The organism is Candidatus Tisiphia endosymbiont of Ceraclea dissimilis (genome assembly GCF_964030735.1).
Classification (GTDB): Bacteria; Pseudomonadota; Alphaproteobacteria; order Rickettsiales; family Rickettsiaceae; genus Tisiphia.
The window spans coordinates 850,707-867,334 of sequence record NZ_OZ034917.1 but is presented as its reverse complement, the minus strand read 5'-3'; the positions used below and the strand labels follow the sequence as shown (position 1 = coordinate 867,334).

The window sequence follows — 16,628 nt, the reverse complement described above, 5'->3', positions numbered from 1 at the left end:
TTTGTCCAAAGTCCAATTCAATTCTTATTGATACAACCCATTTATTGGGTAATTATTAAATAGGTCTTTAACATTTTTATTATTTTAAAATTAAATAATTTTAGAAATAACTTGATTTTTCTGAGGAAATGGGGCAATATCTGCCTTAAGCTGAAGAAGCGGGCGATTAGCTCAGTTGGTAGAGCATCTCGTTTACACCGAGAATGTCGGGAGTTCAAGTCTCTCATCGCCCACCAGTATCTTTGAAATTTACACACTTTTCTGCACAATACCTTCATAAAATTCAGTTATCTTGTCTTTAACCTTAAAGGGATCAAGCATTATATTAACCCCACCTCTAAATTCTGCTGAATTCGCTAAACCACTACTATACCAACCTATATGCTTTCTCGCTAGCTGAACGCCGGTATCGTTCCCGTAATATTCTAGCATGGCATCATAATGACTTAATATCACTTCTAACTGCTCTGCCATTGAAGGGGAGGGTAGTTCTTCTCCTGTTGCAAGATAATGGGCTATTTGAGAAATAAACCACGGTCTACCATATACTCCCCGACCAACCATTATACCATCAGCCCCCGATTTTTGTAAGCATTCCTTAGCTTTAGACAAGGAAGTAATATCTCCATTAGCGATAACGGGAATCTTTACCGCATCCTTAACCTGTCGTATAAATTCCCAATCTGCTTGACCAGAATAAAACTGGCATCTTGTCCTACCATGAATGGTGATCATTTGTATACCAGCATCATAGGCTATTTTTGCCAAATTTGGGGCATTCTTAGTTTGCTCATCCCAGCCAGTACGCATTTTTAAAGTTACTGGGATTTTTACTGCTTTTACTGTAGTTTCTAAGATTTTTGCCGCTAATTTCTCATCTCGCATTAAAGCAGAACCAGAATAGCCGCCAACTACTTTTTTAGCTGGACAACCAAAGTTTAAATCAATAATTTTGGCTCCCATATCCTCATTCATTTTAGCTGATTCTGCTATTATATCAGGCTCACATCCAGCAATCTGTACGCATGAACCAGTAGCATCATCTTGAATAATCGCACATCTTTGTAAAGATTGCCTTGTTTCAATAATCATTGCCCTACTAGCAACCATTTCAGAGATTACCAGACCTGCACCAAATTTTCGTACTAATTTTCTAAATGGTAAATCAGTAACCCCTGACATTGGGGCTAATATCACCGAATGAGGTAGCTGAATATTGCCTATTTTTATCATAACACATTAAAAAGTTATAAATTAATTGCTGTATAGAATAATTATCATAAATTATTTTAATAAGACATAGTCAATTGATAAGAAGTTGGGGTTAGGATAATTCCTATAGTAATACGAGCATTGAGCGACGACGTCACCAACTTCTCATCAATAAGGTTACCAGTAAGTGTATCTTTTTACAGATACCAAGGATAATCATAAAAATCTTATTGATTTAAACTTTTAATTGTATAGAATTTTTATGATCTTGTAAACAGGAATTTTATCGACAATTTATGATATATCCCTTGCAAATATATTGATTAAATATATAATTAACTCTGCTTAAAAATAATAACAAGCAAAATTCACACGTAAGAGTTCAGTTGTTAGTCCAATTTCTTTGGTATCAACTCTTACGGAGGAGTACCTACTGCTAATGTAGGTACATAACTAACATTTCAAGGAGATTAAATAATGTCTAAAATAAAAGCTGTTAATGTCAGAGAATTACTTGATGCTGGGGTGCATTTTGGTCATAAAACCTCACGCTGGAATCCAAAAATGGCACCTTATATTTATGGCGTCAGAGATGATATTCATGTAATTGACTTACAACAAACTGCCGTTCTAATGCAAACGGCTCTCAATGTAATATATGAGACTGTTAAGAAAAATGGTAAAATATTATTTGTCAGCACCAAAGTCCAAGCTAGTGATATAATAGCTGAGTATACAGAAAAATGTGGGCAATATTACGTTAACCACAGATGGCTTGGTGGTATGTTAACCAACTGGGGAACAATTTCTGGCTCAATAAAAAAGCTAGATAGCCTTGAAAAAGTTCTGGAAAATGAAGAGGAATATTCTGTTTATACCAAAAAAGAAATATTGGAAATGACCCGTAAAAAGGATAAATTACTAAAATCCTTAGGTGGTATTAGACATATTGAGACAAAGCCAAATTTGCTGGTGGTAATTGATACTAATAAAGAGCATTTGGCAATTCAAGAAGCAGTAAAATTAGGCATACCAATAATTGCCATTGTTGACACTAATTCTAATCCAGATAATATAGATCACCCTATTCCTGGTAATGATGATGCAATAAGATCTATTAGACTTTATTGTAGCTTGTTTGCCGATGCTGTACTAGCTGGTATAGAAGAAGCTTTAGTGGCATCTGGTGTTGATTTAGGAAGCATAGCTACTCATGAAGAAAAAAATACCAATATCAAAGCTATTACTAAATTAAAACCGACTAAGAAATTTTCTAAAACTTCTGACCTAAATAACCAAGAGGCAACTAACCAAAAAACAGCAGAGTCAGAGTTTGAAACAGCTTTGGAAATTGCAGAAGTTACTGCGACAGTAAAGTAACTGGAAGTGCTAACCAAATTAGCACTTAGCCATTTGTTTCAATAAAAAGGGTATCGTTCCCGCGTAGGCGGGAATCTATAATATCTCAGGGATTTGAGTATTATTTTATCCCCATTACAGGGATGACAATAGACCTATAGACCTCTTGCATAACCTAAAGATAATTGAGGAATTTTTAGGAAAAACGAAGTCGAGTACCGCAGCGTACTAAGATGTATGTGAGGAACGAAGACGAGTTTTGACAACAAAATTACCAATTAGATTAGGTTATGCAAGAGGTCTATTGATAAATACTAGAGGGGTTAACTATAACCTTTAATTAAGGAGAATAAAATGATAAATGCTGGACTTGTAAAACAATTAAGAGAAAAAACTGGTGCAGGAATGATGGACTGCAAAAAGGCTTTGCTTGAAACAAAAGGAGATTTTGAAACAGCTGTTGATTGGTTAAGAAAAAAAGGATTATCAGCTGCAGCAAAAAAATCAGATAGAGTCGCTGCTGAAGGACTAACAGCAGTGCATATTAAAGATAATGTTGGAGTTATTATAGAAGTAAATTCAGAAACAGATTTTGTGGCAAGAAATGATAAATTTCAACAATTGGTTAAAAATATCGCGACATTAGCTTTGCAAGAGAGTAATTTGCAACCGTTAAATTTATCATCACTAAAATTAGCAAAAACATCAACAGGCCGATCAATTGATGAAGAAATATTAGATAATATTGCTACAATTGGTGAAAATTTAAATCTACGTCGTGTGGATGTCTTAAAGGTCTCAGAAGGGGTGGTAGCATCCTATGTACATAACACTGTTGTTGAGGGGCTAGGTAAAATTTCTGTTGTTGTTGGTTTACAATCGACTAGTAAAGAAAAAGCTAAGCTTCTAGAATTGGGAAAAAAAATCGCTACCCATATAGCAGCAAATAATCCCTATAGCCTTGATGTATCTAGTCTAGATCAGACTTTAGTTGAACGTGAAAAAAATATATTCTTTGAACAATCCAAAGCTTCTGGTAAACCTGATAATATCATCGAAAAAATGGTTGAAGGCAGAATACGTAAGTTTCTTGCAGAAGTTGTTTTGCTTGAGCAAAACTTTTTATTTGACGACAAATTAACAATTTCTCAAGTTATTGATAATATGGCAAAAGAATTAGGAACTTCAATTAAAATTACTCAGTTTATAAGATATGAACTAGGTGAAGGTATAAAACAAGAAGATAAAAACTTTGCAGACGAAGTCGCAGCTGTTATACAAAAATAAGCAAGAAAGAATGTATAGCTAACCTGACTAACATTACTCTGTTATTGCAAAAAAGTATAAGCCGATAAAGCAATCCATTCTTGATTATTTTTATGGATTGCTTCGTCGACCTAAGGTCTTTTTCGTAATGACGGTTGAAGCTTACGCAGTCTTCGCTAATAGACGTTGACCATATACTACTTTTAAAGTATCTTGCCTGAAACCAGCATCTATAGTCATGTATGGACTTACCCGATAATGCAAGAAAAAAATAATATATAACAGCAAAAAAATCGAATGCAGTCATGTATCCGGCTTATAGTTAATAAATTACCTTAAATTTACCCTATAGCCCTGATGGAATTCGCTGGCTTACAAACTTATACTTATCATTTCATCGACTTCTAAAGAGCCATTGACTATTTCAGTTTTCTCGTAAGCTAAGGTTCGTCTTATTTACCATCAATATTATCATTCTTTCGCATATTCCGGATTAGAATCTATTAAATTTCTATTTACCTATAATATTCTCTCGTCAACAACTAGTTTGTACCAATTCTTTAGCTACAAACTTTACTCTCGGTATAATCATTGCCTGAACTGAGTACCGCAAACACCACCCTTGCTAGTTTGTTAGCTACTGCAACAGTTGTTTTATTATGCCCATTTCGTTCAGATAAATTAAACATCCACTCGGTAAACTTGCTATAATCTTTTTTAGATTTTTGCTCTTCCGTGGTAAATCTTATTTTACTATTCAGTACTGCTCTTGCTCCTTGAATCAACAAAGTGCGTAAATATATATCACCTCTTTTACTAATGCCAAGCAACTTATCTTTGCCACCACTAGAATGTTGCCTTGGTACTAATCCTAGCCATGCTGATAATTGCCTGCCATTTTCAAAACAACTAGCATTACCTATTGACGCTATTAAGGCTGTAGCAGTAATTAACCCTATACCTGGTATCGTCAATAGATGCCAGGGATTCTACCAATGGTTTTATGGCATGCAAATAATTAAATTCAATAATAAATTTCCCAAGGGTAAAATACGAATAAATCTTTTTATCTTTTACTGTCAAGTCTTCTGCAACATCAAGTAACGCATTTAAACGATTATTATGTATAAAAGGACAATGTTCTTTTATTACTTCATTTAATACTGTTTTTACATCCATAACCTACTATCTCCATCATCATTAAATAATGAAGATATTCTATCAATTCTTGCTATTTTGCAACAATTTCGTGGGGATATATCAGATTGCGAGGAGCTACTTTATTAGCGACGAAGCAATCCACATAATAATCTTCATGTTCACTGGTAATGACGAAAAAGCTTATGACTTCTTTACCAATTCATCGATCAATGTATCAAAACCACTATTACTGAGAATATTCATGAACTCTGACTGTTGGGAACTGATCATACTAACACCTTCCGTAATAACATCTGAAACTTTAAAACTAGAATTATCGCTTGCATCTTTTTGACGTACCAAGTAGTTTACTTTAGCTGTTCCTATCAACATTTCTACCATAAACTCACCTTTATCAAGAATACGCACTTGTTCAACTTTAGGCTGTTGACCATGATAATTTTTCACCAAATCAGCATAGACTGTACTGACATAATTACCATAAACTTCTGTAAATTGTTTAATTTGTTCAGGGGTTAAAGTTCTTCTGTAGACCCCAAGGGTAAATTTAGCCATCCAATCTAAATCCAGGTTAGCTAAAATTAGCATCTTACTTTTAGCAATTTTGCCATCTTGAGTTAAATTTTGATCATTAAATACCTCTAGACCATTTTTTATTAGCTGATTAACATAGCTATCAACCCCCGCATTATTATCATTAGCAGTTGAATAGGCTGACAAAGACAGGAAATTTAAAATTAAGCAAACAATAAATTTTTTCATAATTTTCTATAATTTAGTTAGGTTTAGGGCATTTAAATTGTTTAGGATAGGCAATTACAGATTCCCGATTTTGATGCATAGCTGATCTTACAGCTATGTAAGGATCGGTAGAACTACGTGTTATATAGTCAGTAAATGGTAATAATCCTAACCTAGTATCTATAATTTGTACACTAGATACTACCATTTCAAAATTCCTATGTACCCTATACATTATAGGATTTAAATAACTATTTGTAAATACCGGATCTGTGAAGTCTCTTGCATTAGTAGCACCAATAAATGGTAGGACTAAGTATGGTCCAGGCCCTACTCCATAATGAGCTAAAGTATTCCCCAAAGTTTGTTTGGTAACTTTTAAGCCAATTTTACTTGCTACGTCAAATAATCCGCCTATACCAAATGTACTATTGATAAGAAATCTCCATATACTCTTCATAGTTTGATCATAATTCATCTGTAAGCCATAATTGACAGCAGTCAAAGGTATAGTAATGTTATCTAGAAAACTACTCACTCTAGCTTTGGTATAATCATTAGTAAATTGTCTATAGCCTATAGTAATAGGTCGCAAAAACAGATAATCTAAAATGGAGTTAAAGACAAAGATTTTACGATTCAGTTTTTCATAAGGATCATAGACTTGCATACAACCATTCTTGGCACTATAAACATACTGAAAATCATCATTATCTTGAGTATTTTGAACATCCGCTATTGCGGTTAGGTTAAAAAAGTTAAGTATAACTAATGCTAGTAATATAAATCTCTTCATTATAGGTTTCATCAATGATTTTTCTTACAAACCACCATATAGTATTTATCATTTTTTTCTATAACTAATTCCTCACTACTTAATACAGTGAATTTAGTTTGACTTAAAGCTTCCTTGATATCTGTTATAGCAAAAATAAATTCTTTTCTTTTTAATGAAAGATTTGTAACGTTATTTATTGGCAAACAAAATGCAAAATATCCTAATTTATCGACTATTGAATAAATATCATTAAAGTAAGTTGACAGATTCTTAGTAAAAGAAAGAGCGTTAAAACTTAATATCACATCATATTTATTAGAATGTTGCTTAATAAAGTCTGGTATAGAAACTTCTAGTATATTATCATAGATATTCATATTTAGGGCAAAAACATTCATGGCTTCTGAACTTTCTACACCAGTAAAAGTAAAACTATCAGGAAAACGCTTTTTAACCTCAGCCCCCACTAAACCTGTATTACTACCTAGCTCTAAAATGCGGTAATTATCAGGCAAATCTGTTATGCCACTCATAATCCTACTGACAAAATTATGAGGTAGGTATAGTTGCTTATTACTACAAAATTTGTTGTTATAATATTCAGCCGTAAGATTTCTATATTGATGCCAAATTTGCGAAGGAATATCTGACGAATTATTATAATTTTGTAAAAAAGTTCCTAACTTGACTGGATCAGATTCAGAAGCTTTTTGTAGATGATACAAAGCCTTTTGATAATTATTTTTTAAGAAATATGTCCAACCAAGCCAGTAATTAACTTGGCAAGAATTATAGTCAATTGAGGAGAAGTTGGTGACGTCGTCCCTCGTTGCTCGCCTATTACTTATAGGCGTCGCTCCATCGCTCCTAGCCCCAAATTCTCCTGAATTGACTAAAGCTTGGTCTGAATTAGAAAAAAATTTATCAACCAATTTAAACCTTAATATAGCGTCATTTAAGTTATTCTTATATAAATGTTCTATACCAAGCTTTAAATTAGTTTCTTTTAAGTGTGTTACCTTGTATTTTACATCGGTAAAATAATTGATCAACGTAAAAATTTTCTCCATATACCAAGATGGAAAATTTTTGCAAAAATGATAGCATGATTTCATCTTATCCTTTATTAAACCGTAACTGTTATAAATAATTTTGCTGCCAAACATAAAGTCTATGAAATTTGATTTTGTTAATATATATAATAGCATATATATTAACTAGCACTAATGACTTTGTCTATAATTATAGTCAATTGATGAGAAGTTGGGGACGTCGTTACTCGTCGCTCCTAGCCCCAAATTCTCCTGAATTGACTATACATAAAATAAATCTAATATCCCTCTTTGCTCCACCATTTTTTCTCTTCTTGTGGTAATTCTGAATTTAAGGTTTCTGTTATTTCCACCATTTCTTCAATATATTTCTTAGATTTTTTCATAGCAGTAAAACTTTTTACGATAGCAACTTGTTCAGCTGGTAACTGAAAACTACTCAACTCATGTATAATAGCTTGACGAATAAATTCGGTTCTAGATATCCTTAGTTTTTTAGCATCTTCATTACTAGCTTTTGCTATAGTATCTGGTAAAGTAATAGATAAACTTGTCATATTATTATTTCATATCAATTTATATATAAAATAATAATATAATAATTTAACTCGCTCAAGAATTGTTTTTTGAAAACAAATATAGTATATACTCTAATGATTTGAGTATACTTGATAAAATTATATAGGTTCTACTATGTCACTTATTGCTAAACGATTAGATTTAATAAAGCCATCCCCTACTTTAGCCTTAGTCAAAAAAACATTTGAACTAAAAAAACTAGGCAGAGACATAATCTCCCTTGGGGCTGGTGAGCCTGACTTTGATACGCCAAATAATATCAAGGAAGCTGCAATTAAAGCTGTGCGAGATGGTTTAACAAAATATACTAATGTTGATGGTGTATTGGAGCTTAAACAAGCGGTACAGAACAAATTCAAGTATGAAAATAATTTAGATTATGATTTAGACGAGATAATCGTATCCAGTGGAGGAAAACAAGTAATCTATAATTTGTTTATGGCATCCCTTAACCCCGGTGATGAAGTAATTATTCCTAGTCCATACTGGGTTTCATACCCAGATATGGTAATATTAGCTGACGGTATTCCGGTATTTGTTAATTGTAACATGGAAAATAATTTTAAACTTACTGTTAATGTTCTAGAGCGAGTAATTAGCAAAAAAACTAAATGGTTAATTATTAATTCGCCGAGTAATCCAACAGGGGGGGCATATTCTTATCAAGAATTAGCTGATATTGCTGAATTATTACGCAAATATCCCAACATAAATATTATGTCTGATGATATTTATGAGCATATTATTTTTGATGATTTTAAGTTTTACACTTTTGCTCAAGTGGCACCGGATTTAAAAGATCGAATATTTACGGTTAATGGTGTATCAAAAGCTTATTCTATGACAGGATGGCGTATAGGATACGGAGCTGGTACTAAATCATTAATTAAGGCAATGGCTATTATTCAGTCACAAAGTACTTCTAATCCTTGCTCTATAAGCCAAATGGCAGCCATTGAAGCTTTAACTGGCCCTCAAGATTTTATTAAGTCTAATGCAAAAAACTTTCAAGAAAAACGTGACTTAACCTTATCAATCCTAAATGATATCAAGGGTATTAGTTGTTATAAGCCGGCAGGAGCATTCTATTTATTTCCTAAATGTAATGAATTATTTGGGCTTAAAACCCCCTCTAATAAAATTATCAAAGATAGTAATGATTTTGGAGAATATTTGCTTGAAGAATGTAGTGTGGCAGTTGTTCCTGGTATTGCATTCGGTTTAGAAAATTATTTCAGAATTTCTTACGCAACTTCGATAAAAAATTTGGAGCAAGCATGCTTGCGTATAAAAAATGCTTGTCATCAATTAAAATGATCAAGAAACTTCTTAAAAAGAATAATTTTGCACTTAGTGTAGTCACTAAATTATTGTATAGTTATTTGAGAGTGGTTTATTTTACCTGTCGTTGGCAGTTTGTTTTTCCAGATGGTTACAATGAACAGCAATTTTTAGCACAAAAAGGGGCAATTTTTGCTTTTTGGCATAACAGGCTCGCTTTGGGTCCAGGAATATTTACCGGTCATAAAGACATTCATGCCCTTATTTCTCCTCATTCTGATGGTAAAATAATTAGTGATATTGTCAATAAATTCGGCTTTGGGGTAATAAATGGCTCTACTAATAAAAATTCTGTGGTAGCTTTAAAAGCCATTATCAAAAAATTACATAATGGTAGTAATATAGTAATTACCCCAGATGGTCCGCGTGGACCTATTTACAAAATAAATAGTAATATTAACAAAGTGGCTCAAAAATATAATATAAAATTAATACCGGTTTCTTGTAAGGCTTCTAGATATTTTTTACTTAAAAGTTGGGATAAACTGATTATGCCGCTACCTTTTGGTAAAATAACGGCTTTTATAGGTTTGCCACTAATTTTTATGGGCAATGAAAATCAAGATGATATTAATTTAGCCCAAGCATTAAACATCAGTGAAATAAACTCATGATCTATTTATATCATATCTTAAGTTTCCTATTTCTTCCACTATATGTTCTTTTATTGGTATTGAGAGTTATTGTTGGCAAAGAAGATATAAAGCGTATAGGGGAACGTTTTGCTATTGGGCATACACATACTATAATCAATTCAGGAGGATTGGGTAGCAGGAACGATGGAGTGACGCCTATAAGTAATAGGCAAGCGACGAGTGACGACGTCCCCAACTTCTCATCAATTGACTATAAACGAAATGAAACTTTAGTTTGGATACATGCCGCCAGTGTAGGGGAATCTATGATAGCTCTTACCTTAGTCGAAAATATTAATGATCTTTGGCTAAAAAGAACGATGCCAAAAACCACCTTAAAGTTTTTGGTTACTTCAGGAACCAAATCTTCTGCAAAAATATTACAACAAAAGTTACCTGTAAATGCTGTTCATCAACTAATTCCTATAGACAATATTATTTTTGTTAAGAAATTTTTTAGAAATTGGCAACCAACTCTAGGAATCTTTATTGAATCAGAATTATGGCCATGTCTAATTAGCGAAGGGAAGAAACATTGTAAATTATTATTACTAAATGCTCGTATCTCTGATAAATCATTTGCATCATGGAAAAAAATAAGCTCATTTTTTAGGGCAATCACCTCTAATTTTAGTGAAATTATTGTTCAAAGTAACATCGATTATGAAAAATTTATGCAACTTGGTATGAGCAATATAAATAATTTAGGCAATATCAAATTTGCCAACAAAAAATTACCGGTAAATGAACAAGAATTAACAATTTTAGCACAATATATGAGTGCTAAAAGAATTATTGTATTTGCCAGCACTCATCTGGAAGATGAAACAGTATTATTGAATATTATAAAACCAATAAAACAACGATATCCAAATTGCTATTTTATTCTAATTCCACGCCATCCTGAACGTAAAAATGATATAGGGAAAGCGTGTACCCAACTAAATTTAACCTATAGTATCAAGTCTGAACAAAATATACCTATTCTGACTGATGATCTTTACATTGTTGATAAATTTGGAGAACTAGGATTATTTTTTAGCATATCTTATATTTCATTTGTTGGCGGTTCATTTAAACAAGGTGGACATAACGTACTTGAACCAGCATATTTTGCTAATTATATTATATTTGGACCAGATATGAGTAATTTTGCTAATATTGCTAATGAAATGCTTGCAAATAAAGCTGCTACGCAAATTCAAAACAAAAGTGATTTATTGAATAAAATGGAATATTTGCTATCTGAAACTGGTATCGAGGAAGCTAAAATTTATCAGACTAATGCCTTAGAATTTGTTAATAAAAACCAACAGATTTTAGGTAATTATTTAGCTATTATAGAAAAATATTTGTTAGTAGGAGTAAATCATTAATGTCATACTCAAATGAGCGGAGTGTACATTTAGTACATGAACACGCGAATGCCCCGAAGTTTTGCAGAACCAATTCTTCAAAGCATTCGAGTATACATGTGGTATTAGTTGATGAACAAGATAAGATTCTTGGAACAGAGGATAAATTGACGGCTCATAATTCTAATACACCATTGCATAGAGGGGTTTCTGTGTTTCTTTTCAATAGTCAAAAGGACATCTTGATACAAAGAAGAAGCTTACTCAAAAAAACCTGGGGTGGATTTTGGTCTAATAGTTTTTGTGGACATCCACAAATTAACGAAACTTACGAGCAAGCTGTTTATAGGCATGCAAAATTTGAATTAGGCTTGGTCAGCTTGCAGAAAGTATATTTTATTGCTAATTATCGTTATAAATTTGCTATAAATAATATTGTAGAAAATGAGATATGTCCGATATATTTAGCTTTATCAGATGATGTTATCAGAATAAATGAACAAGAAATAGCAGAAGTAAAATTACTTAAATGGCAAGATTTTAAGTTATACACAGAGGAATACTCAGAAGATTTTTCTCCTTGGTGTAAAGAAGAGCTTAAAATATTAGAAAATAGCGAAATATTCAAAAAATTTATGGATTCAGCTTTATAATTATAGTATAAAACTGGACTAATAAGTATATTCTGCAAATAATGTGAATATATATGTCAATTCAGGAGGAGCGGGTAGCATACCGTTACCAACTTCTCATCAATGACTATAGTTAATTCAGGAGAATTTGGGGCTAGGAACGATGGAGCGACGCCTATAAGTAATAGGCGAGCGACGACGTCCCCAATTTCTCATCAATTGACTATATATGGGATATTTTAGGGGTCATAGCTCAGTTGGTAGAGCGTTTGAATGGCATTCAAAAGGTCGGGGGTTCAATTCCCCCTGGCTCCACCAGATATAAAAGCTTTTCAGCAATTTTATAATTCTCTAAAAAAATTTCTATGGCTATTTCATGGCTGTTTTTTTATTAAAACTCCCCAAAATTGACCTACAAAAAGGTCTATTTTTAACCGTTTTATGTTAAGTTATCAGAGTAGAATAAAGAAGTTGCAATAGTAAGAAGAAATGGTAGTTTCTAGTTATCGAAACCAAGAAACTACCGATATGAAGTATTACATAGAAGACCAAGCATGGGAAGCAATTTTATCATTTTTTAAGAAAAAAAAAGCTATACACAACAAGAATGAGGAGAAAATAAGACAGTTTATTGAAGCAATATGGTTTATTGCTAGAACAGGTTGTCAATGGCGTCTTCTGCCTGATTATTATGGTTGTTGGTACAGTGTTTATCGCAGATTTAAGAGATGGGTTGACAAAGGCATATGGGAAGCTTTAATGGATCATGTTAATGTTTTTAGGCAATACCTAACCCAGAATAATTTAAAAATTGCAGAAAAGTACAAGACGTCTATTATAGTTAGTTTAGGAAGATTGGCTATATCAAAGTATATTCAGCTATTGATTGTGACTTTTAATTACTTTGTAAGGGTTGTTTTATATAAATATGTTTGACAAATGTGAAATAATTCGGTAAAGTTGGTTACACTTAGTATCAATTCCCAAAAAATTAATTATCTATCCGGAAATATAAAGAATATTTAATGTTCTGCTAGGAGACTGCCTATGATAATTAATTAGTTATCATAGGTAGCCTCCTAGGAGGTTGCCTTCAATAACTAAAGTAATTCTATATTTGGCTCTTTTTGGCTGCGAATAAACATGGTTTTCTTGAAATAGATATACTATTTCTGCAAAAATCATATCTATTCTCGTCGAAAAATAGCTCAAAATATAATTAATTAGTTATCGCAGGCAGCCTCCTAGTACAAATATACACAAGGATTCCCTCGATTGATTTTGACAACAAAATGATCAAAAGTAATGATCAAAAGCAGAATGCTCTGAGAAAACCAAAACGAGCTGGAAAGAATACAGTTTTTAAAAAGTCTCATCTTAATTAAATCTAAAAAAATAAAATATGACAAGAAATATAGTGACCGACAATAAGGAATCATCTGATAACCATTACAATAATAGTATCAAGTATGATAGCCCTAATAAAGATGGTGTTGTTACCATCAATCTCAAACAATTAAAACGTAAATCACCTGAAGAGTTGCAAGTACAAGCAGAAAATCTTAACATTGAGAACTCTAGTGCTTTGCTAAAGCAAGAGCTAGTCTTTGCTATACTCAAGAAATCTGTTGAACAGGGTGATTTGATTTCAGGAGAAGGTGTACTGGAAATTCTACCTGATGGGTTTGGATTTCTTAGATCCCCAGAGGTAAATTACTCCGCCGGTCCTGATGATATTTATATTTCTCCAAGTCAGATTCGTCGCTTTGGACTACGTACAGGGGACACGGTAGAAGGACAAATTAGGGCTCCAAAACCAGGAGAACGTTATTTTGCATTACTGAAAGTAAATAAAGTTAACTTTGAAGAGCCTTCTAAGGCATATCATAGAGTACATTTTGATAATTTGACTCCACTTTATCCTGAAAAAAAATTATCATTAGAACTAGAAGATAATAGCAAGGATTTTAGTACCAGAATAATTGAATTGGTGGCTCCTATGGGTAAAGGACAACGGGCTTTGATTGTTGCTCCACCAAGAACTGGTAAAACTGTTCTATTACAAAATATCGCCCATGCTATTACCACCAATAATCCAGAAGTATTTTTAATCGTTCTGTTAATCGATGAACGTCCAGAAGAAGTAACCGATATGCAGCGTTCAGTGCGTGGGGAAGTCGTTAGTTCAACTTTTGACGAACCGGCTATTAGGCACGTTCAGCTTGCAGAAATGGTTATTGAGAAAGCTAAGAGATTGGTAGAGCATAAAAGAGATGTGGTAATATTGGTTGACGCAATAACAAGACTTGCCAGAGCTTATAACACTGTTGTCCCATCTTCTGGTAAAGTTCTCACAGGGGGGGTTGATGCAAATGCATTACAACGACCAAAAAGATTCTTTGGAGCAGCAAGAAATATTGAGAATGGTGGTTCATTAACTATAATAGGAACTGCTTTAATTGATACTGGTTCGCGTATGGATGAGGTGATCTTTGAAGAATTTAAAGGTACTGGTAATTCTGAAATAGTTCTCGATCGCAAAATAGCTGATAAACGTATTTATCCTGCGATTGATATTACTAAATCTGGCACACGTAAAGAGGAGTTATTGGTTGATAAAGCCATTCTAACCAAAATGTGGGTTCTTCGTAGAATCATTAATCCAATGGGGACTATAGATGCAGCAGAGTTTTTAATTGATAAACTTAAAAATACTAAAACTAATACAGAATTCTTTGATTCAATGAATTCATAAAATACTTTTCAGGAGGAAGTATGAGTAAAAAAACAAAAATTGCTTTAATTGGTAGTGGCAATATCGGTGGAACACTTGCCCATTTGATAAGTCTAAGAGAACTTGGTGACGTAGTTATGTTTGATATATCTCAAGGCTTTTCGCAGGGTAAGACTTTAGATATAGCACAAGCTGGAGCTATTACAGGTTCAGATGTAATTAGTACAGGTACTAATGATTATAAAGACATAGCAGGTGCAGATGCAATAATTGTTACAGCTGGAGCACCACGTTTACCCGGAATGAGTCGTGATGATTTAATTAATGTTAATAGCACTGTTATCAAAACTGTTGCAGAAAATATTAAACAATATGCACCGAACGCTTTTGTTATTGTTGTAACCAATCCACTTGATGCTATGGTTTATGTAATGTTAAAGGAAAGTGGATTACCTAGCAATAGGGTAGTCGGTATGGCCGGGGTACTTGACTCAGCCAGATTTAACCTTTTCTTAGCCCATGAATTTAATGTTTCTGTAGAAAATGTTAGTAGTTTTGTCCTTGGGGGGCATGGTGATTCAATGGTTCCTTTGATTAGATATTCGACAATTAATGGGATACCAGTGTTAGATTTAGTCGAAATGGGATGGTCAACGAAGGAACGTGTTAATGAGATAATAGATCGTACCAAAAATGGTGGCGGAGAAATTGTTTCGCTACTTAAAACGGGTTCTGCCTATTACGCCCCTGCAACATCTGCTATCGAAATGTTAGAGAGTTATCTAAAAGATAAGCGCAAAATATTAACTTGTGCTGCTTATCTTCAAGGGGAATATGGAGTAAACAATATGTATGTCGGTGTACCGGTTATTATTGGTAAAAATGGTGTGGAAAAAATAGTAGAAATAAAATTAAACGATGAAGAGCAAGATTTATTTAACAAATCAGTAGATGGAGTTAGAAAGTTGCTTGAGTCAGTAAAATAGTATGCTCAGTATAATCTCACCAGCGAAAACTCAAGATTTTACTTCTCAAATAGTGGGGTTGCCATCGATGCAACCCCATTTTTTTACTAAAACACAAGCTCTTTTACAAATATGTAAAAATTTGTCACAAAATCAGATTAAGCAGTTAATGGGGGTTAGTGATAAACTGGCTGAGCTTAATTATCATAGATTTCAAGATTTCGATAACCAACCTCAGAAGCAAGCGATATTTGCCTATGATGGGGATGTTTACAATAACATTGATAGGAAGAATTTTACCGCGGAGCAGTGGGATTTCTTGCAAGGACACACGTTAATTATATCAGGTTTATACGGTGCACTAAGAGTTTTTGAAAAAATAAAACCTTATCGACTAGAAATGTCAACAAAATTGCCAAATTTTGAAAAATTATCAAATTTCTGGCAAGACGATATTACCAATTATATAAATCAAATATTAGCAACTCACCAAAATAAATATCTCATCAACCTAGCATCCAATGAATATTCCTGCGTCATCAATCAAAATGATCTTAAATACCCAATAATTAATATATATTTTAAAGAAAGAAGAAATAATAAATTACAAATAATAGCAATAAATTCCAAAAAGGCTAGGGGCAGCATGTTTAATTTTATTGCAGAAAATCTTATAGACCTACCGGAAAAATTAAAACACTTTTCTAAACAAAATTATCAATATAGCGAAACCGAGTCTTCCAATAACGATTGGATATTTGTTAAAAATGCATAAGTTGCAACATTGTCATTACATTTAAATTTAAAGCTAATAACTT

15 protein-coding genes, 2 tRNA genes and 2 pseudogenes are annotated in these 16,628 nt (G+C 32.9%); 12 read left to right on the top strand and 7 right to left on the bottom strand.

What is annotated here, in order from left to right:
* Positions 1-160: 160 nt before the first annotated feature.
* Positions 161-236, top strand: a tRNA-Val gene (locus ACQH1V_RS04250).
* Positions 237-249: 13 nt separating this feature from the next.
* Here the strand turns inward: ACQH1V_RS04250 and dusB are convergent.
* The gene (gene dusB, locus ACQH1V_RS04245) at positions 250-1,233 is read right to left on the bottom strand and encodes a tRNA dihydrouridine synthase DusB (RefSeq protein WP_094649326.1); all 984 of its coding nucleotides are present in this window, start codon (positions 1,231-1,233) and stop codon (positions 250-252) included.
* 456 nt (positions 1,234-1,689) lie between these two features.
* Between dusB and rpsB the strand changes: the two genes are divergently transcribed.
* A complete protein-coding gene (gene rpsB, locus ACQH1V_RS04240; RefSeq protein ID WP_425359984.1) occupies positions 1,690-2,592 on the top strand; it encodes a 30S ribosomal protein S2 in 903 nt (300 codons plus the stop codon).
* 333 nt (positions 2,593-2,925) lie between these two features.
* Positions 2,926-3,858: a translation elongation factor Ts gene (gene tsf, locus ACQH1V_RS04235; RefSeq protein ID WP_425359983.1), complete on the top strand. Its 933-nt coding sequence runs from the start codon at positions 2,926-2,928 to the stop codon at positions 3,856-3,858.
* 539 nt (positions 3,859-4,397) lie between these two features.
* On the opposite strand, the pseudogene ACQH1V_RS04230 reads toward tsf, so the two are convergent.
* The 6 genes and pseudogenes from ACQH1V_RS04230 to ACQH1V_RS04205 all read right to left on the bottom strand — a co-directional run.
* A pseudogene (locus tag ACQH1V_RS04230) lies at positions 4,398-4,814 on the bottom strand (IS110 family transposase); the annotation flags it as partial.
* Entirely contained in the window at positions 4,753-5,016 is a 264-nt protein-coding gene (locus tag ACQH1V_RS04225) for a hypothetical protein (protein ID WP_341749282.1), read from the bottom strand. The pseudogene ACQH1V_RS04230 and the gene ACQH1V_RS04225, both read right to left, overlap by 62 nt.
* Positions 5,017-5,178: 162 nt before the next feature.
* On the bottom strand, positions 5,179-5,760 hold the full coding sequence (locus tag ACQH1V_RS04220; protein WP_094649780.1) for an MlaC/ttg2D family ABC transporter substrate-binding protein: 582 nt from the start codon (positions 5,758-5,760) through the stop codon (positions 5,179-5,181).
* 13 nt (positions 5,761-5,773) lie between these two features.
* Positions 5,774-6,535 (bottom strand): MlaA family lipoprotein, encoded by a 762-nt coding sequence (locus tag ACQH1V_RS04215; protein WP_341759214.1) that lies wholly within the window; start codon positions 6,533-6,535, stop codon positions 5,774-5,776.
* 230 nt (positions 6,536-6,765) lie between these two features.
* Positions 6,766-7,725: pseudogene (locus tag ACQH1V_RS04210) on the bottom strand (palindromic element RPE2 domain-containing protein); the annotation flags it as partial.
* A gap of 122 nt (positions 7,726-7,847) precedes the next feature.
* Entirely contained in the window at positions 7,848-8,126 is a 279-nt protein-coding gene (locus ACQH1V_RS04205) for a ribbon-helix-helix domain-containing protein (RefSeq protein WP_425359982.1), read from the bottom strand.
* 136 nt (positions 8,127-8,262) lie between these two features.
* Here ACQH1V_RS04205 and ACQH1V_RS04200 point away from each other — a divergent pair, with 136 nt between their 5' ends.
* The 9 genes from ACQH1V_RS04200 to ACQH1V_RS04160 all read left to right on the top strand — a co-directional run bounded on the left by ACQH1V_RS04200 (position 8,263) and on the right by ACQH1V_RS04160 (position 16,585).
* Positions 8,263-9,465: a pyridoxal phosphate-dependent aminotransferase gene (locus tag ACQH1V_RS04200; protein ID WP_341749285.1), complete on the top strand. Its 1,203-nt coding sequence runs from the start codon at positions 8,263-8,265 to the stop codon at positions 9,463-9,465.
* Complete coding sequence (locus ACQH1V_RS04195; RefSeq protein ID WP_341749286.1) at positions 9,462-10,103, top strand: lysophospholipid acyltransferase family protein; 642 nt, start codon at positions 9,462-9,464, stop codon at positions 10,101-10,103. Before ACQH1V_RS04200 ends, ACQH1V_RS04195 begins: the two co-directional genes overlap by 4 nt.
* Positions 10,100-11,500 (top strand): lipid IV(A) 3-deoxy-D-manno-octulosonic acid transferase, encoded by a 1,401-nt coding sequence (gene waaA, locus ACQH1V_RS04190; protein WP_425359981.1) that lies wholly within the window; start codon positions 10,100-10,102, stop codon positions 11,498-11,500. The genes ACQH1V_RS04195 and waaA overlap by 4 nt, the downstream gene beginning before the upstream one ends.
* Entirely contained in the window at positions 11,500-12,132 is a 633-nt protein-coding gene (idi, locus tag ACQH1V_RS04185) for an isopentenyl-diphosphate Delta-isomerase (protein WP_425359980.1), read from the top strand. The genes waaA and idi overlap by 1 nt, the downstream gene beginning before the upstream one ends.
* A 221-nt stretch (positions 12,133-12,353) precedes the next feature.
* Positions 12,354-12,429 (top strand) — tRNA-Ala (locus ACQH1V_RS04180).
* Positions 12,430-12,600: 171 nt separating this feature from the next.
* The gene (locus tag ACQH1V_RS04175) at positions 12,601-13,047 is read left to right on the top strand and encodes a transposase (protein WP_425359979.1); all 447 of its coding nucleotides are present in this window, start codon (positions 12,601-12,603) and stop codon (positions 13,045-13,047) included.
* Positions 13,048-13,525: 478 nt separating this feature from the next.
* Positions 13,526-14,866, top strand: a complete 1,341-nt coding sequence (gene rho, locus ACQH1V_RS04170) for a transcription termination factor Rho (protein ID WP_410520913.1) — start codon at positions 13,526-13,528, stop codon at positions 14,864-14,866.
* A gap of 20 nt (positions 14,867-14,886) precedes the next feature.
* Entirely contained in the window at positions 14,887-15,831 is a 945-nt protein-coding gene (mdh, locus tag ACQH1V_RS04165; RefSeq protein ID WP_425359978.1) for a malate dehydrogenase, read from the top strand.
* Between the two features lies 1 nt (position 15,832).
* Positions 15,833-16,585, top strand: a complete 753-nt coding sequence (locus ACQH1V_RS04160) for a YaaA family protein (RefSeq protein ID WP_341759649.1) — start codon at positions 15,833-15,835, stop codon at positions 16,583-16,585.
* Positions 16,586-16,628 lie beyond the last annotated feature (43 nt).